At 49.2% G+C, this 21,884-nt stretch carries 23 protein-coding genes and 4 pseudogenes; 8 read left to right on the top strand and 19 right to left on the bottom strand.

Annotated features, from left to right (window positions below):
- Positions 1-184 precede the first annotated feature (184 nt).
- Entirely contained in the window at positions 185-652 is a 468-nt protein-coding gene (gene gerQ / locus AWM70_RS06610; protein WP_083180149.1) for a spore coat protein GerQ, read from the bottom strand.
- Positions 653-728: 76 nt separating this feature from the next.
- Positions 729-1,151 carry a cell wall hydrolase gene (locus tag AWM70_RS06605; protein ID WP_068694889.1) on the bottom strand — a complete coding sequence of 141 codons (423 nt, stop codon included), beginning with the start codon at positions 1,149-1,151 and terminating at the stop codon, positions 729-731.
- A 174-nt stretch (positions 1,152-1,325) separates the two neighbouring features.
- On the opposite strand from AWM70_RS06605, the gene AWM70_RS06600 reads away from it, so the two are divergent.
- On the top strand, positions 1,326-1,913 hold the full coding sequence (locus tag AWM70_RS06600) for a P-loop nucleotide/nucleoside kinase family protein (protein ID WP_068694888.1): 588 nt from the start codon (positions 1,326-1,328) through the stop codon (positions 1,911-1,913).
- A gap of 79 nt (positions 1,914-1,992) precedes the next feature.
- Here AWM70_RS06600 and AWM70_RS06595 read toward each other — a convergent pair whose 3' ends face one another.
- The 7 genes and pseudogenes from AWM70_RS06595 to AWM70_RS06565 form a co-directional block, all read right to left on the bottom strand.
- Positions 1,993-2,280, bottom strand: a complete 288-nt coding sequence (locus tag AWM70_RS06595) for a hypothetical protein (protein WP_068694887.1) — start codon at positions 2,278-2,280, stop codon at positions 1,993-1,995.
- A 130-nt stretch (positions 2,281-2,410) separates the two neighbouring features.
- Positions 2,411-2,563, bottom strand: a complete 153-nt coding sequence (locus AWM70_RS06590; RefSeq protein WP_068694886.1) for a FeoB-associated Cys-rich membrane protein — start codon at positions 2,561-2,563, stop codon at positions 2,411-2,413.
- Positions 2,564-2,608: 45 nt separating this feature from the next.
- Positions 2,609-4,661: pseudogene (feoB, locus tag AWM70_RS06585) on the bottom strand (ferrous iron transport protein B).
- Positions 4,658-4,885 (bottom strand): FeoA family protein, encoded by a 228-nt coding sequence (locus AWM70_RS06580; RefSeq protein ID WP_068694885.1) that lies wholly within the window; start codon positions 4,883-4,885, stop codon positions 4,658-4,660. The pseudogene feoB and the gene AWM70_RS06580 overlap by 4 nt, the downstream one beginning before the upstream one ends.
- Positions 4,886-5,070: 185 nt before the next feature.
- Entirely contained in the window at positions 5,071-6,462 is a 1,392-nt protein-coding gene (gene ltrA, locus AWM70_RS06575; protein WP_068694884.1) for a group II intron reverse transcriptase/maturase, read from the bottom strand.
- A 557-nt stretch (positions 6,463-7,019) separates the two neighbouring features.
- Positions 7,020-7,634: a restriction endonuclease gene (locus tag AWM70_RS06570; RefSeq protein WP_237167847.1), complete on the bottom strand. Its 615-nt coding sequence runs from the start codon at positions 7,632-7,634 to the stop codon at positions 7,020-7,022.
- A 146-nt stretch (positions 7,635-7,780) separates the two neighbouring features.
- Entirely contained in the window at positions 7,781-8,227 is a 447-nt protein-coding gene (locus tag AWM70_RS06565; protein WP_068694883.1) for a MarR family winged helix-turn-helix transcriptional regulator, read from the bottom strand.
- Positions 8,228-8,389: 162 nt separating this feature from the next.
- Here AWM70_RS06565 and AWM70_RS06560 point away from each other — a divergent pair, with 162 nt between their 5' ends.
- Positions 8,390-9,862, top strand: a complete 1,473-nt coding sequence (locus tag AWM70_RS06560; protein WP_068694882.1) for an MFS transporter — start codon at positions 8,390-8,392, stop codon at positions 9,860-9,862.
- A 174-nt stretch (positions 9,863-10,036) separates the two neighbouring features.
- On the opposite strand, the gene AWM70_RS06555 is transcribed toward AWM70_RS06560, so the two are convergent.
- The 6 genes from AWM70_RS06555 to AWM70_RS06530 all read right to left on the bottom strand — a co-directional run bounded on the left by AWM70_RS06555 (position 10,037) and on the right by AWM70_RS06530 (position 15,173).
- Positions 10,037-10,402: a GntR family transcriptional regulator gene (locus AWM70_RS06555; protein ID WP_068694881.1), complete on the bottom strand. Its 366-nt coding sequence runs from the start codon at positions 10,400-10,402 to the stop codon at positions 10,037-10,039.
- Entirely contained in the window at positions 10,399-11,055 is a 657-nt protein-coding gene (locus tag AWM70_RS06550) for an ABC-2 transporter permease (RefSeq protein WP_068694880.1), read from the bottom strand. The genes AWM70_RS06555 and AWM70_RS06550 overlap by 4 nt, the downstream gene beginning before the upstream one ends.
- Entirely contained in the window at positions 11,048-11,902 is an 855-nt protein-coding gene (locus AWM70_RS06545; RefSeq protein WP_068694879.1) for an ABC transporter ATP-binding protein, read from the bottom strand. Before AWM70_RS06545 ends, AWM70_RS06550 begins: the two co-directional genes overlap by 8 nt.
- A gap of 209 nt (positions 11,903-12,111) precedes the next feature.
- Positions 12,112-12,630: a thiol peroxidase gene (gene tpx, locus AWM70_RS06540; protein ID WP_068694878.1), complete on the bottom strand. Its 519-nt coding sequence runs from the start codon at positions 12,628-12,630 to the stop codon at positions 12,112-12,114.
- A gap of 71 nt (positions 12,631-12,701) precedes the next feature.
- The gene (gene trxB / locus AWM70_RS06535; RefSeq protein WP_068694877.1) at positions 12,702-13,655 is read right to left on the bottom strand and encodes a thioredoxin-disulfide reductase; all 954 of its coding nucleotides are present in this window, start codon (positions 13,653-13,655) and stop codon (positions 12,702-12,704) included.
- 400 nt (positions 13,656-14,055) lie between these two features.
- A protein-coding gene (locus AWM70_RS06530) for an IS3 family transposase (protein ID WP_206093401.1) occupies positions 14,056-15,173 on the bottom strand; the annotation gives its coding sequence in 2 pieces (ribosomal slippage) (positions 14,056-14,927 and positions 14,927-15,173; 1,119 coding nt in all).
- A gap of 179 nt (positions 15,174-15,352) precedes the next feature.
- Here AWM70_RS06530 and AWM70_RS22615 point away from each other — a divergent pair.
- Positions 15,353-15,439, top strand: a pseudogene (locus AWM70_RS22615) (IS200/IS605 family transposase); the annotation flags it as partial.
- 29 nt (positions 15,440-15,468) lie between these two features.
- On the opposite strand, the gene AWM70_RS06520 reads toward AWM70_RS22615, so the two are convergent.
- Positions 15,469-16,620 (bottom strand): IS3 family transposase, encoded by a 1,152-nt coding sequence (locus tag AWM70_RS06520; RefSeq protein WP_083180148.1) that lies wholly within the window; start codon positions 16,618-16,620, stop codon positions 15,469-15,471.
- Positions 16,621-16,725: 105 nt separating this feature from the next.
- On the opposite strand from AWM70_RS06520, the pseudogene AWM70_RS22610 reads away from it, so the two are divergent.
- Positions 16,726-16,833 (top strand): annotated as a pseudogene (locus AWM70_RS22610) (transposase); the annotation flags it as partial.
- 51 nt (positions 16,834-16,884) lie between these two features.
- On the opposite strand, the gene AWM70_RS06515 reads toward AWM70_RS22610, so the two are convergent.
- On the bottom strand, positions 16,885-17,745 hold the full coding sequence (locus AWM70_RS06515) for an IS3 family transposase (RefSeq protein ID WP_151208713.1): 861 nt from the start codon (positions 17,743-17,745) through the stop codon (positions 16,885-16,887).
- 23 nt (positions 17,746-17,768) lie between these two features.
- Positions 17,769-18,059 carry a transposase gene (locus AWM70_RS06510; protein ID WP_068693238.1) on the bottom strand — a complete coding sequence of 97 codons (291 nt, stop codon included), beginning with the start codon at positions 18,057-18,059 and terminating at the stop codon, positions 17,769-17,771.
- Positions 18,060-18,137: 78 nt separating this feature from the next.
- Between AWM70_RS06510 and tnpA the strand changes: the two are divergent.
- The 3 genes and pseudogenes from tnpA to AWM70_RS22605 form a co-directional block, all read left to right on the top strand.
- Positions 18,138-18,392, top strand: a pseudogene (gene tnpA / locus AWM70_RS06505) (IS200/IS605 family transposase); the annotation flags it as partial.
- A gap of 241 nt (positions 18,393-18,633) precedes the next feature.
- On the top strand, positions 18,634-19,854 hold the full coding sequence (locus tag AWM70_RS06500; protein ID WP_068694876.1) for an oxalate decarboxylase family bicupin: 1,221 nt from the start codon (positions 18,634-18,636) through the stop codon (positions 19,852-19,854).
- Between the two features lie 72 nt (positions 19,855-19,926).
- Positions 19,927-20,130: a YgaP-like transmembrane domain gene (locus AWM70_RS22605; protein WP_083180147.1), complete on the top strand. Its 204-nt coding sequence runs from the start codon at positions 19,927-19,929 to the stop codon at positions 20,128-20,130.
- Between the two features lie 9 nt (positions 20,131-20,139).
- Here AWM70_RS22605 and AWM70_RS06495 read toward each other — a convergent pair whose 3' ends face one another.
- Positions 20,140-20,805: a YjgB family protein gene (locus tag AWM70_RS06495; protein ID WP_068694875.1), complete on the bottom strand. Its 666-nt coding sequence runs from the start codon at positions 20,803-20,805 to the stop codon at positions 20,140-20,142.
- Between the two features lie 466 nt (positions 20,806-21,271).
- On the opposite strand from AWM70_RS06495, the gene AWM70_RS06490 reads away from it, so the two are divergent.
- On the top strand, positions 21,272-21,841 hold the full coding sequence (locus AWM70_RS06490) for an NADPH-dependent FMN reductase (protein WP_068694874.1): 570 nt from the start codon (positions 21,272-21,274) through the stop codon (positions 21,839-21,841).
- The last annotated feature ends 43 nt before the right edge of the window (positions 21,842-21,884 follow it).

Below are 21,884 nucleotides of genomic sequence, written 5' to 3'. Positions count from 1 at the left end.
ACTTTAGCAGCAACTTCCCAATGGTTCCACCCCCTTTCAGAAAAGATGTGTCAACTTTTTCATAAATCTTTAACTTCATTATATATTTATACACTACACAGTCAAACCCCGTAATAGTACAGAAACTCAGCAAAAACGGAAGAACCTCCCCCAAATGTGGAGAAGGTTCGTCATTTTACGCCTTTTAGCCCCGTCTTGTTGCGGTAGGCGGATTGCCGATCACACCTGGATAAGTATAGTTAAGCGGCTGATCAAAGGTGGCATAATCAAAATTCACCATAAGCATCACGATACGCTGGCCGGTTTTAGGGTCGCTGATAATGATATGGTCACGTCCCGCCGCTTCCAGCACACCCCGGAAAATTTTCGCATTCCACTGGCTGTTGTTCTCATACGTCATATAAAAGGTACCGACTTTGCCGAGATTCATGCGGAAAATGTTTTCAATATAAGACTGCTCATAAGTAGGCGTTGGCGAGACAACCACCGCTCCTCCTTGTGTCATCTGGTTGCCGCTCAGCGACGGCGGTATGCTGCCGCCCCCCGTTTGCGTTGGCATAGCCGTTTGAGCCTGTGTACCTCCCATATGAGTAGGCATAGCTGTCTGAGTGCCTCCATAAGGATAAGAAGCGCGGTAATTCGGGTTAAACATTGAACTTTTCCTCCTTAAATCAGATGGTTAATAATGAATGAATAAACATACATGTTGGCGCATCGCCTGAACTAGCTCAATATACTGCCGGACACTCCCCTGCCTCCGGAGCAAAAAAGCAATGGGCTTTGTATCTGCCTACATTTTGCTGGTTATACCAGGTTGGCGGACAATCCCCCGCCGGACGGAAAAACCATAAAGCATTGGTAGCCGGCCACGTTCTTTCTCCGTTGATGGCGCGCTGCGCCAAACGGATATCCCTTTCGCGGGCTCTCTGGTAGAAATAACCTTTCTGCGTTGATTCGTACCCGCCGGGCGATTGGAATACCATCTGGTCCATGGTCCGGATGCCCTTGAAATCCAGGCAGTTGGCTAAAATGCGGTTAACTCCGACATTTCCGACCATCAACATGCCCAGATCAAGATCTCCTTCCGCTTCCGCTCGCATCAGGCGGGCCAGCAGCTTAACGTCTTCCGAATTTGCCTTTACAACCGCCAAGACGTTTCCTCCTTCTGACTGATCCTTGTCGGTTTATCCTATGTGCAAATGCCTATCCAGGTTCCCTGGTTATGGAAAAAATTTAACGTTCCCTACTAGCGGGCAAATTTGTTTTTTAATATGATAAGTAAGCAGCCCACCGATAATGCGGACATGCTTTGGGAGGGAACAAAGGTGAACAAACTGATATTTTTTCTGGGACCTGCCGGAGCTGGAAAAACAACGCTGGCCAAGGCGTTATGCCAACGCCGCAAAGCCGCTTTTTTGGATATGGATGTGCTGCTAAGACCAGCAGCCGAGGCCATCATGAGCCTGCATGGCCTGGACCCGTCCGACCGGGACTCAGCTGTCTACAAAGAGCTGTGCCGCGATCTGGGTTACCGGATTACGATGGACGCGGCTCTGGACAATGTGGCGCTGGATACGGATGTTTTTGTCATTGGTCCTTTCACCAAGGAGACGGCTGTGAAGAGCTGGATTGAAGATGAACTGCAGCGCATCGGCCGAACGCTGGCGGAGGTAGAAGTCAAAGTTGTTCTTGTAAGCCTTTCCAGCGAAGCGTTGTACCGCTCCAGAATCGAAGAGCGGCATTCCCCGCTCGACAACTGGAAGCTGACAAACTGGGAAACCTTCAGCCGTTCGCTGGGTCCCCGCCGGTTAGCCTGGCCGATCCCGAAGTCCAGCGTGCTGGAGCTCGACAACTCAAACCCGGACATAAGCGAGACGCTGGAGACTCTTGAGCGGTTTATATATGGCGGCTAAAAGGATTGGGTGATGCATCATCAAAAAGGCGGTTCCCCGCCGTGAAAGACGAGGAACCGCCATAAGCATATCCCTTCATTTAGAAATCAGTTGTGGCAATCTGAATCGTGCCTACCGTGCCGGCAGCCGGTCCGGTCAGAAGCCCGGCGACCAAAAGCAGGCCGACACCGATGGTAAGGCTTGTACCCGCAGGTACGGTGTAAGTGAGCACCGGAGAATTAACCGGGTACAGAACCAGGTCAACCGGAGCGGCGCCAAGGTTATTGACAGTAACGGTTGCGTCCGTGCCCCCGAGCAAATCTTCGAAATAGGATTTGCCGATGCCGGGACCGATGTTAAACGTTTGCAGCGGTAATAAGATAGCCATGTTTCATTCCTCCTTTTCTTGTTGCACTTTATCTTATGCGGGGAATCTAGCAAGGCATCCACGAATCTATCAGGAGAATCATACATTTTTCTATTGAAATACCGCAAAGCTTTCTTTTAACTTCTTCCGCCTACTTCGTTTTGCCGCAGGATGCTGACGCTCCGCAGTTTTTGTTCATGGAGCAGGCCGCGCATTTTCCCTTCCGGCTTTTGCGGATGAAGGAAACTAGAGTCCAAGCGGCATAACCGAAGATCAACAGTCCGAGCACAAGGCTGGCAGCCATTTTAACCCCTACCTTTCGTTATCGTTCCTTGAAAAATTCTGCTTCTCAGTGGTAACCCAAAGCCCTGCCTGCCAGGACGATCAACAGGGTTATGAAATAAGCGATGACAAGAGAATACGAGACGGAAAATAGAGTCCAGCGGGTGGACATCGTTTCTTTCCGGATCACCCCCACTGTCGCCAGGCAAGGAACATACAAGAGAATAAAAACCATAAACCCGTAAGCCTGCAGCGCCGTAAAATGGCCGGCAAGCAGCCCCTGCAGCGAGGCCGTATCCGGAACGGCGTAAATAATATTCATGGTGGAAACCACAATTTCCTTCGCTAGAAAACCTGTAATCAGCGCCGCCCCGGTCTGCCAGCTCCCGAAACCAAGCGGGGTCAGTAAATAACCGATCCCTCCGCCGATTTTCGCCAAAAAGCTTTGATCCATCGGCACGCCGAAGCCATGCGGCCCCGTATATCCGAGAATCCAAATCAGCACCGATCCGCCAAAAATGAACGTTCCTGCCTTGCGGACGAAACCTTTGCCTTTCTCCCAGGTGCTGCGGGACAAGGTTCTCCACTGCGGAATCCGGTAAGGCGGCAGCTCCACGACAAACATGGACTCTTCCGCCTTCAGGATCGTTCCTGAGAACAGCTTAGCCAAGACAAGCGCGACCACGATTCCCAGCACATACAAGGAAAGCACAATAAACGCCTGATGAGCCTGAAAAAAAAATCCCCACAAACAAGCTGTAGACCGTCAGACGAGCCGAACAGGACATCAGCGGCGTCAAAATAATCGTAAGCAGCCGTTCTTTCGGCTGTTCAATCGTTCTGGCTGCCATAATGCCCGGGACGTTGCAGCCAAAGCCGATGATCATCGGGATGAAGGTTTTGCCGTTCAGGCCAACCGTCTCCATCAGGCGGTCCATCACCGCAGCAATCCTCGCCATATAGCCGGAATCTTCAATAAAAGAAATAATGAAAAACAGAATAAAGATCTGCGGCACAAAAACAAGCACTCCGCCGACGCCTGCAAATATCCCGTCAAAAATGACCGCCTGGATCAGGCTCCCCGCCCCCATGCGGTCCAGCAGCCACCCCGTTCCACTCCTCAAGGGACCGTTAATGAAGCCGTCAAGCAGATCCGACAGCGGGCTGCCTACCCACTCAAAAGTCAATTTAAATGTCAGATACATAAAGAACAGAAAAAACGGAATGCCCCAAAATTTATGGGTGGCAATTCGGTCGATTTTTTCCGTGAGCGAGCTGGCCTCCCCCCGGGTTTGAACCGTGCACTGTCTCACCAGCATGGCGATATGCTCGGCCCGTTTCTTGCGGATATAGAGAGATAAGGTTCTGGCCCCATCCCGTTGAGCAATTTCCAGCTCCGCCCACCGAAGCAGCGAATCCAGCTGTTCGGGGTCTACATGGGCCGCCAATAAATCGCGCACTACCGGGTTCCCTTCGAAAAATTGAACCGCCATCCAGCGCGGAAACCGAATTTCAGGAGGCATCAACCGAATCAGCCTGGCAATCCCCTCTTCCACCACATCACCGTATGGAACCAGATAAGGCTCCGTTTTAGAAAAAATATTTCCCGAATCCGCTTCTGTACTTGCCTGCTCCAATTCTCTTGAGGTTGCGGCCAGCATGCCAAGCAGCTGATCGCAGCCTTTCCCGGTGCGGGCCACCAAAGGCACCACCCGGACGCCCAGCAGGTCGGATAAACGGTCCACCTGAACGTGGCAGCCCTTCTGCTTGGCCACGTCGATCATGTTCAGCCCGATTGCCAGAGGTTTTCCGCATTCCAGCAGCTGCATCGTCAAATTTAGGTTTCTTTCGAGCTGGGAGGCGTCTACTACATTCAGAATAAAATCAAAGGGTTCGTCGATCAGAAAACGGGAAGCCACCGCCTCATCCCGCGAGATCGGGTTCAGCGAATAAAGGCCCGGCAGATCGGTCAGCCTTCCCCGGTCCCCTTTTAATTTGCCGATCTTTTTCTCGACCGTAACGCCCGACCAGTTTCCTACATATTCGTAAGAGCCTGTCAGCATGTTGAACAGCGAGCTTTTCCCCGTATTCGGATTCCCTGCTAATACAACCTCCATCATACGGGGTTCACGAGGATTTCCTCGGCCTCGCGGCGGCGGATTGCGATCCGCTGTCCATCCGCTTCCAACGTAAAGGGGCCGCCAAAGGGAAGCTTCTGCTCCACATGAACTACGATTCCTTCCATTACGCCTAAATCGTTTAGTCGGCGGCTGACCAGCCGGCTCCGGCAGGACAGGTCCAGAATCCGGACGGCTTCGCCAATTCCGGCATCCGTTAATTTCATATGTTCACCTTCTATAATGATAATCATTCTCAATTGTGGGTAATTATAAAATAGCGTCAGGAACCTTGCTGTGACATTGGTCACGCTTAAAAATGGAATCGAAACAATCGAGTAGGAGGGGGTGACTAACCCCCGTCCTCTCACACCACCGTACATGCGGGTCCGCATACGGCGGTTCCAAAAGGTTAACAAAGCTCCAAATAACGAGAAAGCAAACTTTTCAGCCCTTTCGCTTCCCAGTAGGAAGTCGGAAGGGCGTTGTTTGTGTTTCGGGACATTTCCCATGCACCTCGTCTAGAGTTGCCCATCGCAAAGCAAGCCCACTCTGGAACGCCGAGTGCTCTAAGCTCACGGATTCGAGTGCGTACCCGTTTCCACTGCTTCCATAAGCACATACGCAGTCTGCGGCGAATCCATTGATCGAATCTTTCACAGTGGCTCTTCGCCGATGCGATTCGGAAATATCCAATCCAGCCGATGAGGTAGCGGTTTAATTGCATAATCCTGTTTTCCATGGACATCGACCGCGTTCGGCTCGTCAGCTCCCGTACCTTCTCCTTGAATCGCGAGATGGTTTGTGGGGCTAAACAAATTGTCGCTTTCTTATCCCTCAGGAAACTAAAGCCGAGGAACTTTCGGTTCCACGGGCGGTCTACCGCACTTTTCTCTCGATTCACTTTCAGTTTCAGCTTTCCTTCTACAAAGCGTGTTACCGACTCCATGACGCGTTCGCCCGCACGTTTGCTGGCGACGAAGATGTTGCAGTCGTCCGCATAGCGGACAAATCGCAGTCCTCGTTCCATTAGCTCCTTGTCCAAGTCATCCAGCAATATGTTCGCTAAAAGCGGACTCAGGGGCCCACCCTGCGGCGTTCCTTCTCGGCTGCGCTCCAGCTTTCCATCTACCATCACTCCAGCGTTCAGGTAGGCACGGATCAGTGTCAGCACTCTTTTGTCCTCCACTTTCCGCGCCACTCTTGCCATCAGTATGTCGTGGTTTACCCGGTCAAAGAATTTCTCCAGATCGAGATCCACGACCCATCTCAGGCCGCTTTGGATATATCTTTGGGCTTGTTTCACGGCGTCGTGGGCACTCTTTCCCGGTCGAAAGCCATAGCTATACCACGAGAATTGCGTGTCAAAGATCGGGTTCATGACTTGTAAAAGGGCTTGCTGGAGAAAGCGGTCCATCACGGTCGGGATGCCTAACAGCCGTACATCGCCTCCGGGTTTGGGGATTTCCACCCGTTTGACTGGCGCAGGTCTGTAGGTACCTGCTAGAAGTTTAGCTTTCGCCGATTCCCAGTGTGTTTTCAAGTAAGCTTGTAGATTCGCTACCGTTACTTGGTCCACACCGGGCGCTCCTCCGTTCTCTACCACTCGTTTATAGGCGAGCCGAAGGTTATCTCCTTCGAGCATTCGCTCCAGCAAGTTGTTCTTTGCTTCGCGAGAGGAAGGGGCGACTTGTGCCGACAAAGAACTCGGCGCTCCGGCATACCCTGGCGGCTTCACCGCTTCTCTTTGCCGCAAGCTCTCTGGCGAGATATTCTGCTGTCGTTGCTCTTCGTACGAACGCATCGGTTTCCTCTCTCCTTTCGGTTCAGCCCTTCCGTAGGCTGTTGCAACAGCTTACGTACTATGGCCTCTGCTGACTCCTGCCGGTTCAGCGTAGCCTCTCGGCTACGGTTACAAGTTTTTTTTTTCTTGCCTATCCGGCAGGCCTCCCCAGATAAGAACGTCATCTTTCCGCCCGCAACCACTGGAGTCTACAGGATTAGCCCTTGGCGGCTTTGGATTTCGTTGTGTATGGGCAACTCATCCGACTGCTCCTGCCTCAAATCCAGTTCGTGTACCTTGGCTCGTGCTTTTGCCTCCGGCTTCCTTCAGATTCCACCTCACGATGGACACCCTTGCCCTTGGCTAATGGTAGGCGCTCGCCAGCCCCCATTCGGGACTTTCACCCTAGAGATGACGCCCATGCTGGGCGTACCATAAGAAACAGCCTCCCGGATCGGCAGGCTGTTTGGGTTTGGCTATAAGGTTAATTCGTGTGATCATCCCACTGACATTAATTCCGTTGGCTGACCCGATAATTCGAAAAGTGAACACAGCAATAAGCTATTACTTCCTCTTTTTTATAAATTTGCATTCTGTGCTGGAGTCCTTTTGGACTTGCTCTTTGTGGAATGCATATCCAAAAGCATTTCAATAAGCTGGTCTCGGTTAATTAAACGTACATGGTTAGACCGAGCTAATTTATAAGCTTGATCCGTATAATCAGCGTTACTGACAACCCAAGCTTCGGATGCTGAATAATGTGCCATCGCACTATGAGCTTCTTGGACGGCTTTCAGGCCAACATTTTTGCTGTACCTTTTGGCTTGGACTACAATTCGAATTCCATCCTTAGTTAATACAAGATCAGCACCGAAATCTCCAGAAGATTGAGTAACTTCAGCTTTATATCCTTGTGATCGAAATAAATGGCCGAGAAATTTTTCAAACTGGTATCCATCCATTTTATCAATCTCAGCTATACCCGAACGTTTTAATTTGGCTACCTTCGAGACTGCAACATAAATTATGACTCCTATAGCAACGCCCACTCCCAGCATTCCGGCCAATAACCCTGCAGCCAAATCATTGGTTGCTGATAATACGATGAAACAGGGTAAAATAAAAGAAAGTCCCATTATTACTTTAAATAAGTTTTCTCTTTGGCCCGCCTTGCTTTTTCTTCTTTTAGCCACAAAATCTCCCCCGGGAATATCAATTTATATACCAATATTCGGCAACGGGGTGAGGATTCCCTCCTATTATGTCGTACTTTCGACCTAAAGGATGGCATGTTGCAAACGGGTTAGAAGAGTAAGCTAAACAAATTTTCATTCTACCATCAGGACAAGCCTTTTCCTTCGGTTTGATCCAGCAGGCTGCCATACACCTTCTGAAGAAGCTGTACCAGCTGATCCCGCTCTTCTGCGGTCAAATCCCGGGTCAGCCGGCTGTTCGATTCATCCAGAATGGCTTGCAGCGTCGGGGCAAAAGCCTGCCCCTTCTGCGTCGGATACAGCCGGATGGAGCGCCTGTCTTTCTCATCGGACCTGCGTTCGATATATCCGGCTTCTTCAAGCTGCCTGACCGTGCGGGTAGTCGTGGCTTTATCGAATTTCAAATCGCCCGTAAGCTGTTCCTGACTTTGCCCGGGACGCTGGAGAATGGCTTTTAAATAGCTATGGGCGCCACCGCTTCCGATGCCGAACGGTTTTAACTGGCTGGCAAGCTTTCTTTGGTTAACCCGGCTGATCAGGGAAATAAGCTTCCCCATGGATGGCTGTTTCACACTCGCACCTTCCTTCGGAATACCAATCCGGCTGAACCGGTTTGAGAAAAAGTTTACCCCAATTCAGTTGCACCCGCAACAAAATCGGAGTACATTAAGAAATGTTCAGATAGTTGCGGACGCAACTACCTACTCTTTTATGAAACAGAGGTGTCTATATTGATGAGTCAAGCAGCAACCCCCAGGAAGACCTACCAGGACGATCCGAATATACAGAGAAGGCGCTGGATTATCCTGATCGTCATGAATTTGTTTACTTTCATGTCTACGCTCGATGGAAGTATCGTCAACATCGCGCTTCCGGTCATTTCCAAAACGCTGAACCTGCCGGTAGCGCAAACGGAATGGGTGGTCACCAGCTACCTGATGACGATCTGTGCGGCGATTTTATTTTTCGGCAAACTGGGAGATATCATCGGTAAAATCAAAATTTTCAAAATCGGCATGGTGATCTTTATTATCGGTTCCGCTTTGTGCGGGTTAAGCCACAGCCTTCCCTTCCTCATCGCCTCCCGTCTGATTCAGGCCGTAGGAGCCTCAATGACCATGGCGAACAGCCAAGGGATTGTCACCGATATTTTTCCGAGCACCGAACGGGGCAGGGCGCTGGGCCTGGTCGGAACTTTTGTTTCGCTGGGCAGTATCGCCGGTCCAAGTCTGGGCGGGGTTATCGTCTCGGCGCTGGGCTGGGAGTATATTTTCTGGGTCAACCTGCCGATTGGAATCCTTGCTTTTATCTTCGGGGTCCGGGTCCTGCCTAAGGACTATACGAAGCTGAAGGTGAAAATCGACAGCCAAGGCAGTCTCTTGTTTACCTTGTTTATATTGGCTTTGTTCTCCGGCCTGCTGCTCGGCCAGCAATACGGATATGGAGACACGAGGATCGTGGCGGCTTTGATCCTGGCCGTTGTGAGTCTGGGTGTTTTTCTCTGGGTCGAATCACGGAAGGAAAATCCTTTGCTCCAGCTGACTATGTTTAAGAATCCGTTGTTTTCTTTAAGCATTACCTGCGGTTTCCTCGTCTTCGTAGGCAATTTTTGCTACAACATCATTGCGCCTTTTTACGCGCAGAGCATCTTGAATCTGTCGCCGTTTCATGCCGGCTTCCTGCTGATGCTGTTCCCGATTATGATGGTGATCGTGGCTCCGCTGAGCGGCGCCTTATCGGACAAAATCGGTTCCGAGCTGCTGACCTTCGCGGGTCTGGTCGTGACCGTCATTGCTCAGGTGGGCCTGGCCAACCTGCATGAAGGAAGCCCGATTCCGCTGGTCGGCTTATGGATCGCCATGCTGGGCTTCGGCAACGGCGTCTTCCAGTCACCGAACAACTCGCTGGTCATGTCGCGGATTCCCAAGACTCAGCTTGGGATCGCTGGCAGCATCAACTCCCTGATCCGAAACGTGGGGATGGTGGTGGGTATTACGGTAGCTACCACAACCCTGTTCGGTGTAATGAGCTCGGAAGCGGGGCACCGCGTGACCGGCCTGATTCCGGGGCAACCGGACATCTTTATTGCAGGCATGCATGTTGTGTTTATGACCTCGGCCTGCATCAGCACGGCTGCCGCTCTGCTGACCGGGTTCCGCCTTTGGTCCTCCAGACGCGGGCAGCGGCTTAGAACCAAGCAGGCCTGATTAGCCCTACATCAAAGGCCCTCGAATGCCGCAGAATAGCGGACCCGGGGGTCTTCTTTGGCTTGCGAACCGAATAACAATAAAGTCAAACAGCAGCGCAAAAAAGGCGCCCATTTAAGCGCCTGCTGAAGCTATCCGACTAACATGTAAAAACGCTCATCACCGGTCAAGCCGTCAATAAATCTTCTTCAACAGCTCCACCATTTCATCCAGGGTGACGCCAAAGGATTTGTAGTACGAGGCGTCGCTTTCCATTTGCTTCAGAATCATTTCGCTGCGTATTCGCGACATCTCTTCCGCGGTAAATTCTGCTACAAAACATCCTTTCCCCGTTACCGTATTGATCAAACCTATTCGTTCGAGTTCTTCCCAGGCTTTCTTTACGGTGATGACGCTGACTCTAAGCTCCAGCGCCGCCTGCCGAATAGGCGGTAAGCAATAACCGCTTTCCAACTCGCCTTTCAGGATTTGAGCGCTGATCTGTTCATAAATCTGCTGATAGATCGGTTTCTCGGATGTATTCAAAATCGTTACGTTCATAATATCTCCACTTTTAGGAATCGTTTCACCGCAATCCGGTAAGCAATCAGAGTGAAAGCAATAAAAATGACAATGCCTAGGGCCAGTATGGAGAGCTGCTGCAACGTATGATTTGTACCGGAGCCATAAAAAATACCGTTCATCCACGGACTGCTTATTCCGGCCCATTGGGCGACTCCAGCAAAAAGGATGGCGGCCGTAATGGATGCAACGGTTGCCGCTCCATACTTATAGGCCGTTTTGTAATACATGGGCAGAAATACGAGGTTGAAGATCCCAAGCATGATGAAACATAATCCCCAAAAACCCGTGTGCGGCACAAAGAAAAAATAAGTGAGATTCGGGTATAACCGAAGCGTAAACAGGCTGAAGATCATGGCAACAAGCAGATGCAAGAGCTCCAGAATGACAACAACGGTGATTCTGGCTTTTACGATGTCTTTTTTGGTCACGGGCATAATTGTACTAAACACCAAATCGTTCTGACTTTTAAATCCGCCAAACATATTCGGCACCGTTATGAAACAGAAATAAAGCGGGACGATAAAATAAACCCAGCCTGGAACAAACATCAAGGCCCCCGTAAATAAAGGCAATACAAGGAACCAGGGATTTACGCCTAATTTCAAATCTTTCATCACCAAATTATACATGTACATCCTCCTTTTTCGCGAAATAAATCATGATTTCCTCAAGGCTTGGCGTGGTTGCCTTTAGCTCGGAGGATGGCTTGAGGTCTTTGGTATGAATCAATCCGGTAAAGCCGAAAGAGTTTATTTTGTAGGAAATTAACTGTTCCTTTACCTGGTGCAGCTGGTCCTCGCTGCCGCTGAGCAAACGAAAGGAATCCTTAAAATCATTTTTCTCGGAGCTGGCGAAGATTTGTCCATTCTCAATAAAGGTTATAAAATCCGCACATTTCTCCAAGTCGGATGTAATATGAGTGGAGAACAGAATGCTGATCTCGCCATCAACGATAAGCTGTTGGAAGATATCGATCAGCTCGTCTCTTGAAACAGGGTCGAGTCCGCTTGTCGGTTCATCCAGGATAAGAAGCTTCGCGCCATGGGATAAAGCAAGGGCCAAGCTGTATTTGACTCTCATTCCTGTAGACAATTCGGCAATTTTTTTGTTTTCATCCAATTTGAATCTATGCAAATAGTTATAATACGTTTCGTCATTCCAATTCTTATAGAACTTCTTTGTGATACGTGTCATCGTTTTTATCTTGCTGCGTGTATAGAAATCAATATCGCCGAAGGTGCACCCGATTTCCTGCTTCAGTTCCAATTCGTGTTCCGCCATATTCTTGCCAAAAACGTAGATCTCGCCGTTATCGATTTGAATCAGGTTTAAGATCGATTTTATCGTGGTTGTTTTCCCGGCGCCATTGCCACCGATAAACCCCATGATATAACCCTTCTCCAACTGAAATGAGACGTCTTTTATCTGAAAGTCGGAGTATTTTTTGCTCAAATTTCGAATGTCTAACGCCAGCATAACCTGCCTCCTTCGTAAATTGTGAATATCGTATATACACAATGTATCACGAAGCGTTTTGTAAAGTCAACCCAAGGCTTAATCGCTGATTTTACATAAGCAAAATAAAAAAGCGGCGACCGGAAGACGCAAGAAACGTCCCCGATCACCGCTTTTCAAGCCTGAAGGGCGGCAGCTCCGCAGCAGCCGCTGATCCTTTCCAGTCAGAATTAAACCAGTTGTTTCAAAGCAGAAATGGCCGCCTCATAGTTCGGATGGTTGCCCATCTCGCCCAAATATTCCACGTAACGGATCGTGTCGTCGGCATCGATGATAAAGATCGAGCGCATTTCCAACTGAAGTTCTTTAATCAATACGCCGTAAGCTTCGCCAAATGAACGATGTTTGTAGTCGGTCAAGGTTTCCAATTTATCGATTCCCGCAACGGAGCAGAAACGACTTTGTGCAAACGGAAGGTCCACGGAAACCGTCAATACGACCACGTTGTCGCCGAGTTTGGACGCTTCCTCGTTAAAACGGCGGGTTTGCGCGTCACACACGTCCGTGTCCAGAGAAGGAACTACCGAAATCAGTTTGATTTTGCCTTTATAATCGGACAAGCCGGCTTCGGTTACCAGGTCTTTGTTAATTCGGAAATCAGGGGCTTTATCGCCCACTTTCAATTCAGGTCCGATCAGCGTAATTGGGTTTCCTCCAAAAGTTGCTACTCCAGTACGTTCTTGTGCCATTATAAAATTCCTCCAATAAATGTTTTATATTTTTTGTTGTGCAGCAGGCTTGACGGTCAAAGCAACAAGGATTAGACCACCTCCTGCACAGCGGGAGAAGATACAGGATGCTCCTCTACGAATCTCTCCAGATCCAGCGCAGCCATGGCGCCGCTGCCCGCCGAAGTAATGGCTTGACGATAAACAGGGTCCTTCACATCGCCGCAGGCAAATACGCCTGGAATGCTTGTGGCGGAAGTGCCCGGCTGAACTACCAGATAACCGTTCGCATCAGTCTCGAGTTGACCATTCAGGAAAGCCGTGTTCGGACGATGTCCAATCGCTACAAAGATTCCCTGCGTGTCGATGACTTCGGTTTCGCCGGTTTCGTTGTTCAGCACCTTGAGTCCCGTAACCCCGTGTTCGCCTTCCACAACCTCCAGCGGAGTCCGGTTCAGGCTCCACTCGATTTTCTCATTGGCCCGGGCCCGATCCTGCATGATCTTGGAAGCTTTCAATTCGTCTCTGCGGTGTACGACCCGCACCTCGCTGGCAAAGCGGGTAAGGAAATGAGCTTCCTCCATAGCGGAGTCGCCTCCTCCGACCACGATGATCTTTTTGCCCCGGAAAAAGAAGCCGTCGCAAGTCGCGCAGGTGCTGACGCCTCTGCCGATGTTCTCCATCTCATTCGGAATATGCAGCAGATTGGCCGATGCCCCTGTGGAAACGATCAGGGCTTCCGTCGTCAAGGTCTCCCCGTTCTCCAGCCGCAGCGTGAATGGCCGGTTTTGCAGATCGATCTCCTTGACCCAGCCGGTTTGGAAAGCTGCGCCGAATCGTTCCGCCTGCTTTCTCATATTGTCCATAAGGTCCGGTCCAAGGATGCCCTCCGGAAACCCGGGAAAGTTCTCAACTTCAGTTGTTGTTGTCAACTGCCCGCCAGGTTGATCCCCTTCGATAACCAAAGGCTGAAGATTGGCCCGAGCCAGATAGATGGCAGCTGTTAGTCCCGCCGGTCCTGTACCGATTACGATTGCTTTATACATGTTCAATTCCCCCACTCATTTTAGTTGTTAGCAATTAAATTGTCAACGATACATTAGTCAAAAAAATAAGCCCTTATCCACTTAAAACCTTCTGGACCTGCTTCCTCTCTTGTTACAAAGGCGATCGGTCCAGCCTTGAAGAAATAGTCGTTGAATCGCATTCCCAATTTAATTTTGAACAACTATATTTTCCACAATTTATTTATACTCCTTATTCCGTTTCTTGTCAACTCTTTTATAAAATTAGTTTGCAGGCCATACGGAGGCTATTCTGTTTACATCCTCTGCCAGGCTGTAGAGAATCCCCGAATTTTTTTCGGGGATTTTTTTTATTTTTTAGGCTTCAGCCTGTTGAGCGCGTGAAACGCGCGAAATATAAAACTGGATTGTCAACATTAAATCAGACAGCTTTTTTAAGGGCTACTTGACGGTACTGAACAGGCGTCATGTACCCCAATGATCCATGAATTCGATGCTTGTTAAACCAGTTAACATAGTCGTATAGTTCCAACTGCAGGTGATCGAGGCTCTGGAACTCCATCTGATGGATGAACTCCGTTTTCATGACCTTGTAGGTTGCTTCCGCTACAGCGTTGTCATAAGGACAACCCTTCGCGCTTAACGATCGACTGATCTCAAAGGTTTCCAGAAGCTCGTCCATCTTCTGGTTTTTAAACTCACTTCCACGGTCCGTATGAAACCACTGGATTTGGCTCAGGTCACCTTCTACCGTAGCAAAGGCGCGCGAAACCAGAGCAGCGTCCTTATGTGGACCTGCACTATGGCCAATGATCTCTCGATTGAACAGGTCGATGAGGACGCAAATGTAGTGCCAACGGTGCCCTACCTTCACATACGTTAGATCGCTGACCACGAAGCGCTTAATTTCAGCCTGGTCAAACTCACGAGCTAACACATTCGTCGTTGCCGCCTCATTACAGGCCGTTTTGTGGGGCTTAAACTGGGCAATGGTATAGGTGGAGACCAGGCCTTGCTCACGCATGATTCGGCCAATACGGCGTCTAGACACGATGAGTCCTTGTTCCTGGAGCTTGGTTTTGATCTTTCGTGTACCGTAGGCTTTTCGGTTCTTATAGAAGATTTCCACAATAGCCTTTGATAACCCATCTTCATTCGGTCGTTCTTTGGCTTCATAATAGTACGTACTTCTTGCAATTTGCAGGACGTTACACAATGCTGATACCGAGTATTTATCCAGGTTATTCCGAATGATAGCTACTTTCGTCCCATGATCAGCGCCGCTTGCTTTAAAATATCTACCTCCATCTTCAGACGTTGGTTCTCTTTTCGTAACGCCATCAGTTCGGTTTCTTCTGATGAACGATTATCCTTTTCCTTAAAGGAACCCGTTGTCTGAGCCTGAATAATCCAACGGTCTAAAGCGGAAGCTGTGAGGTCGTATTCCTCCACAATCGCTGCCCTGGACTTCCCATTCTCATAAAGCTGTACCATTTGTCGCTTAAATTCTGCAGTAAAGGTACGTCGTTGTTTTGGCATTGTAGAGATCCGCTCCTTCGTATGATAGGTCTATTCTACAAGCCCTTATTTTCATTGTCCAACTTAGTGTAGCCGATCCAAACCACCCGCTATGCGGGTGGAGGGATCTAGGGTTACACCAATAAGACCATCCCGATAAAATTGAGATGTTCAGGCTCAATTCGAAAGGATGGTCTTAAATGGCAAATAAAAACTTTAGTTTAGCGCACACAAAGTGGATGTGTAAGTATCACATTGTGTTCACCCCGAAGTATAGACGTAAAGTGGACCTCTGTCAAGATAGTAGACACAGATTTTAAGCAGCCTGGTTTAGGTAAAGCAGTTCATACTCCATGGGGGTATGGTAATCAATAGAGGAATGGATACGCCGAGTGTTGTAGAAGAACTCAATGTACTCGAAAATACTCTGCTTCGCTTGTTCCCTCGTTTCATAGTGGTTCAGGTAAATCAGTTCCTTTTTGAGGACACTATGGAATGACTCGATGCAGGCATTATCGTAGCAATTCCCCTTTCGGCTCATGCTTCCGATCATCTCATATGTTAACAGCTGTTTCTGGTAATCGTGAGAGGCGTATTGGCTTCCCCGATCGGAATGGTGAAGTAATCCAGGGTCTGGACGCCCTCGGCCATAGGCCTGCTGAAGGGCCCCAATCACGAGTTCCTTGGTCATCCGCTCACCCATTTGCCAACCGACAATTCTGCGAGAGTATAGGTCCATGACACTCGCCAGATACAACCATCCTTCCACGGTCCAGACATAGGTGATATCCGTTACCCATTTCTCCCCCGGCTTCGTGGCTTGAAACTCGCGGCCCAGCACATTGTCTTGAACGGGAAGCGCATGCTTGGAGTTGGTAGTCGCCTTGTACTTCTTTACGGTACGTGAGCGTAAGCCTTGTTTTTTCATGATTCGACCGACCGTGCGTTCGGAGATCTGAATCCCTTGACGATTCAACTGCCTGGTGAGTTTCGGGCTCCCGTAAAGCCTTCTGGACTCTTCGTAGGCCTTACGGACGTGCTCCGTCATCTCCCGGTGATGTTTTTCTCGTTCACTTTCCGGTCTGCACCGCCATTTGTAGTACCCGCTACGAGAGACTTTCAGGACAATGCACAACTTCTCCAATCGGTACTCGAAGCGGTGTTCATGAATGAACGAATACTTTACCGACGGTCTTTCGCGAAGTAGTGCATCGCTTTTTTTTAAGATTTCATTTTCCTCTTGCAGCTCTCGGATTCGCTTCTGCATTTCCCGCATCTGATGCTCGTCCGATTTGAACACCTGGGCTGCAACCACTTCCGGATCTGTTCCAAACTTCTTAACCCAACCGTACACGGTGTTGTCGTTGATCTTCAGCTCTCGGGCGACTTCCGCCACCGTTTGGCCACTTTCCTTAATATGTTGCACCGTCTGACGCTTGAAGGCTTCGTCATACACAGGTTTTTTCATGGGACACAGTCTCCTTTTCTAATGCTGCTCCTTTCAGTATATTCTGTGTCTACTATTCAGTCTAACTTCAAAGAGATCTACAATCAAGTGAGACGAGATCTAATTGAAATCATGAAGCGTCTATGTAAATACAAGGGAGTCGAGATATTAGAAGGACATATGATGCCGGATCATGTGCACATGCTGGTGGCGATTCCACCGAAAATATCTGTGGAGTTGTCAAAAAAAGTGCAGTTTGAAAACACACTCATGAGAACCCCATGATTAAGCTGCCTGTGACAGCATTCTTTCGCGATAAATAGCTGGGGGCCATCCCCCTGGATTAGAGGTGTAAACCCTCTGTCTGTTGTAATAGACCATGATGTATCGGAAGATAATCGATTTCATATAGGCCATCGGGTATTGCTCGGTTTTGATCTTATATAGCTTTTCTTTCTTTAGCGTAGCAAAGAAGCTTTCCATTCTTGCGTTGTCATAGCAGCGCCCTGTGCCGCTCATGCTTTGAACGACATCTCGTTTAGCCAGACACGCTCGGAATGCGTGGCTCGTGAACTGGCTGCCTCGGTCGCTGTGATAAATCATTCCACGAGCATTTCTGGCCCTGCAGGCATTCTCAAAAGCTTGGATGCAGAGTTCCTTACGCATGTTGTCATCCATGGCCAGACCCACGATCTCCCCATTGAAACAGTCCAATACGGCGGACACATACAGCTTACCGTCTAAACAAGGCACTTCTGTGATATCCGATAGCCACTTCTGGTTGGGGGCTGAGGCGCTGAAGTCTCTCTGGATCAGGTTCTCGCTCTTTTGAGCTGCCGCATCCTCACGTGTAATGCCGTTTGGATGACGCCTCACTTTCTTCAGCAGACCGTGCTTCTTCATGATGCGATAGACGGTGCTGTAGCTGGTCACGATCTCTTTTTGCGCTAGAGCCAGCCTAATCCGCTGGGCACCGTAATTGCTGTTGTCTTCATATTCTTCGATGATTTCTTTGATTTTGACCAGAAGGCGTTCTTGCCGCTCTCGTTTGGGTGTGGGCTTCAAGCTGCGGTAATAGCCTGATTCGCTGACAGCAAGTACTTTGCACATCTCTTTGACGGTCCATCGATCCCGTCGTTCACGGATGTAACCATAGAGCTGGCATGCTTTTAGCGCTTCCGGTCTTTTGCGAAAAAACCAAGTGCGTCCTTGAGAATTTCATTCGCACGACGCAACTCGCTGTTTTCTCTTTCTAATTCGATTTCACGCGTAGTCTTATTGGCAGATGCATAAGCGCGACCACTTCCGATATGCGCTCCATCACCGTGCAGGGTTCTTCGTTTCCTCCAGTCCTGCAAGGTGTGGTAGGCTACGCCTAACTGCTCGGCCGCTTTCTTGGGCCCGATCTCATCGCTTAACCTTACCGCTTCTTCTTTGAATGCTTTGTCGTACCGATTCATTCTCGCTCATCCCCTCATTAGCTTTCATTTTATTTCATACGAGGGTGTTTTTCGACTGCATTTTTATCGTAGCACTCCACTGTGTCTTCCTTTATGGGCTATTTAAAAGGGAAAAGCGCACTCATGATCTTTGAGAAGCATGCCAATTTGAAGTATAAGTATGGGAATCGTAAATTCTGGGCGGAAGGCTACTACGTAAGTACAGTGGGGCTAAATGAAGCCACCGTCGCCAAATACATTCGAGAGCAAGAGGCACATGACCAGGCAGTGGATAAGCTGAGTGTAAAAGAGTATGAAGATCCATTCAGCAGCAACAAGAGCAAGAAAAAGTAAAACCAGTTTAACTGGTAAGTGAAAGAGACAAATAACACTGAGCCTGAACGCTTTGTGGTCAGGCTAGCGTCTTTAGGCGCAGTTTGGCAACAAGGGGTTATACCCCTAGTGCAAACCACCCGTTGGACGGGTGGTTCTGATTTTCCTTACCCTATCCCTGCATAAAACACATCTATGCTCATATTCAATGATGTATGGATATTTGCCGCAAGCGTCGCGGAAATCCAGGATGGAAAGGAGAATGAAATTGACCCTACACGATGAGTCAAAACAGCCGGTGCCGATTCCGCAGCCGATCAGAGGAAAGGAAGGTACGGTAGATAAAGGGCCCAGAAACGTGATGCTGGATCTTCAAAATCCCGATCTGCTGGTCCCTCCCATTACAGATAACGGTCTTATTCCCAATTTGCGTTTCTCTTTCTCGGATACGCATATGCAGTTGAATGAAGGCGGATGGTCCCGCGAGGTTACGCAGCGCGAGCTGCCGATTGCTACCACCCTTGCCGGCGTCAACATGGCGCTGACCCCGGGCGGTGTGCGCGAGCTGCACTGGCATCAGCAGGCCGAGTGGTCCTACATGCTGGTAGGGAGCGCCCGGATCACGGCGGTGGATCAGAATGGGCGCAATTTTATCGCGGATGTTAAGCAGGGAGATCTTTGGTATTTTCCACCGGGCATTCCCCATTCGATTCAAGGGCTTGAAGAAGGCTGTGAATTTCTGCTCGTCTTTGACGACGGGGCTTTCTCCGATTTAAACACGTTATCCCTTTCTGATTGGGTTGCCCACACGCCCAAAGACGTTTTATCCGCCAACTTTGGCGTACCTGTCTCGGATTTCAGCAGCATTCCGAACGAACAGGTGTATATTTACCAGGCCCCGGTGCCAGGCAGCCTGGAGAGCCAAGCCATCTCCTCCCCTTACGGAACGGTTCCACTGTCGTTTAAACACGAGCTGCTGGCCCAGGAACCGCTGATTACGCCTGGAGGATCGGTGCGCATAGTAGATTCGACCAACTTTCCGATCTCCAGAACCGTTGCGGCCGCGCTCGTGGAGATCAAACCCGGGGCCATGCGTGAAATGCATTGGCATCCCAACAATGACGAATGGCAGTATTACTTATCCGGCAGCGGACGCATGACCGTGTTTGCCAGCGGCGGGACCGCCCGAACCTTCGATGTCAAGGCCGGAGACGTAGGTTATGTCCCTTTTGCTTACGGCCACTACATTCAAAACACGGGCGATACGACGCTTTGGTTTCTCGAAATGTTCAAAAGCGACCGGTTCCAGGATGTTTCGCTTAATCAATGGCTGGCACTGACACCGAAACAGCTCGTGGAATCCAATTTGAAAGTGCAGCCCGCTTTCATTTCCAAACTCCGGAAAGAAAAGTGGCCCGTCGTAAAATATCCGGGTTTCTCCTATTATCCGAAACAACCGCTTAATAAAAGCGAACAGTATTAGGCTTTACTTTAGGCCTTCCTGGTCTTCTTCCATTTCAAGTCGATTATTGCCCCTGCGGTATATTCGGCGAGAATGAAAAACGTAGGCGGAGCGGATCGCTTAACCCGCATTATTCTTGGCATAGCTCTCTTGGCTCTGTTGGTTGTCCTTCCAGGCTATTGGAAGCTGCTTGGCCGCAACACCTGTAAAATTCGATTGAGTTTTGTTGCAACTAAATTTCCGGCTGATGCAAAAAAGCAATCCCCTTGGAGAGACTTCAAAGGGGATTGCTTTTGATTTAGCAGGTTATCCCGCCATATTGTTAACGGAATCCTTGGGAGAAAATACCGAAATATGATCCACCTTACCGGTGGAGGCCGGAATGATGAACTTCAATTGAAATTGATCGCTTGCAGTATAAATATAAATAGTGTCGGCACCGTTCTTTTTGATAGAGACCGGCTTGCCGAGAGCCGACTCAATCTCTTCGAGTGTCAGCTTCTGCAATTCCGGACTGCTCGAGCGGACATCAAAAAGCTGACTTCCTTTATTGTATCCAAACACCGCATTTTTCTTCGCATAAGTCGCGTAAAAGCCGCTGCCTGCCGAATCCTCCTTGTCGGCTTTGCCCCAGGCCTGGGTTACATCGTCAATCAGTGAGTCATGTGCGGCAAACGGAATGCCGGGCGCTTCCCCTTTTTTCGCAAGCTCCAGCAGCTGCTTGATCTGATCTTCGGTGGAGGACGGCTGTTCTGGCGGTGCAGAAGGCTCGGTGCCTTCATTAGCGCCTGCCGGCGGGGTTACGGATGCCCCCGCACCGGCGTCCGAAGGGGCTCCGGAGGCCATTTCCGTCCCTGACGGTGCCGGGCTTGCTGTTTGAGCTTCGTTGGAAGAATGGGAACTGCATGCCGTTAAGGCAAATACAGCAGAAAGGAAAACGGCTCCCGCCGCAAATTTCATCGATTTCATCATGATTGTCCACTCCAGTTGTTCAAATTTTAATCCTTGGCGACCGTCTTTCTCTTTGGATCGCTTTGTACAGGATATATATATATAACGACATAGGGTTCAAAAAGGTTGCCTTCCCCTCGATTTCCGCTAAAGAAATCTCCACGTTCTTATGTAGATTCTCTCCCTCAGTGGATTTTATACCCAAATATTCAAAGGGACAAAACGGTTCCGCGTTTAGCGCAGGGCGCCAAATAGCAAAAATAGACAGCGGCGGACTTCCATAAAGGTTGTTTCTTATCCGGGTTCTTGTATAGATGTGACCTTTTGTAGCAGGATGCTTTTGGATTGTTGCAGTTTTTTTTATTTTTCCTAAATGTGCAAATGCTTAATATGACTGGTTAAAACCGGTTCATTAGTGCTATTATTTAAACAGGAGAGTTATTAGTCCTATTACATATTTATACTTTAGGAAAAGGAGGAGCCTCTTTTGAAAATCGCGGCCATTGTAGGAAGTCTGCGGAAGGATTCCTTTAATATGAGACTAGCACGTTACATGCAGGAACAATTTAAACACAAGCTTGACATAGAAATTTTAAAGATTCATGAGCTGCCTTTTTATAATCAGGATATCGAGCTGGACCCGCCGGAAAGCGTTAAAATCTTTAAACATAAAGTCAGCATGGCCGATGCGGTTTTGTGGATCACACCCGAGTACAACTACTCCATTCCAGGCGTCACCAAAAACGCGATAGACTGGCTGTCGCGCGTAGACAAAGTCATGAAAGGCAAACCTTCCTGGATTCTCGGATCCTCCATGGGGTTTCTGGGCAGCGTGCGCGCCCAGCTCCATCTGCGGGAAATATTGTTTTCGCCCAGCATCGCTTCCCCGTTCTACCCGGGCAATGAAGTTTATATCGGCACAGCCCACGAGAAATTCAACGAGCATGGCGAATTGATCCACGAACCTACCAAACAATATTTGAAGACGGTCACCGACCATTTTATCGAATGGATGGAATCAGGCTCCTGGCGGTTCAGTACGAGCAGCAGAGTTTAAGATACGAAGGAGCAACAATAAAAGCAGCTTTTCCGTCAAGGAC

It is taken from the genome of Paenibacillus yonginensis, from assembly GCF_001685395.1.
Classification (GTDB): Bacteria; Bacillota; Bacilli; order Paenibacillales; family Paenibacillaceae; genus Fontibacillus; species Fontibacillus yonginensis.
Note: the sequence above shows the minus strand (reverse complement) of the source record. Positions and strands in the feature narration are given on the sequence as shown.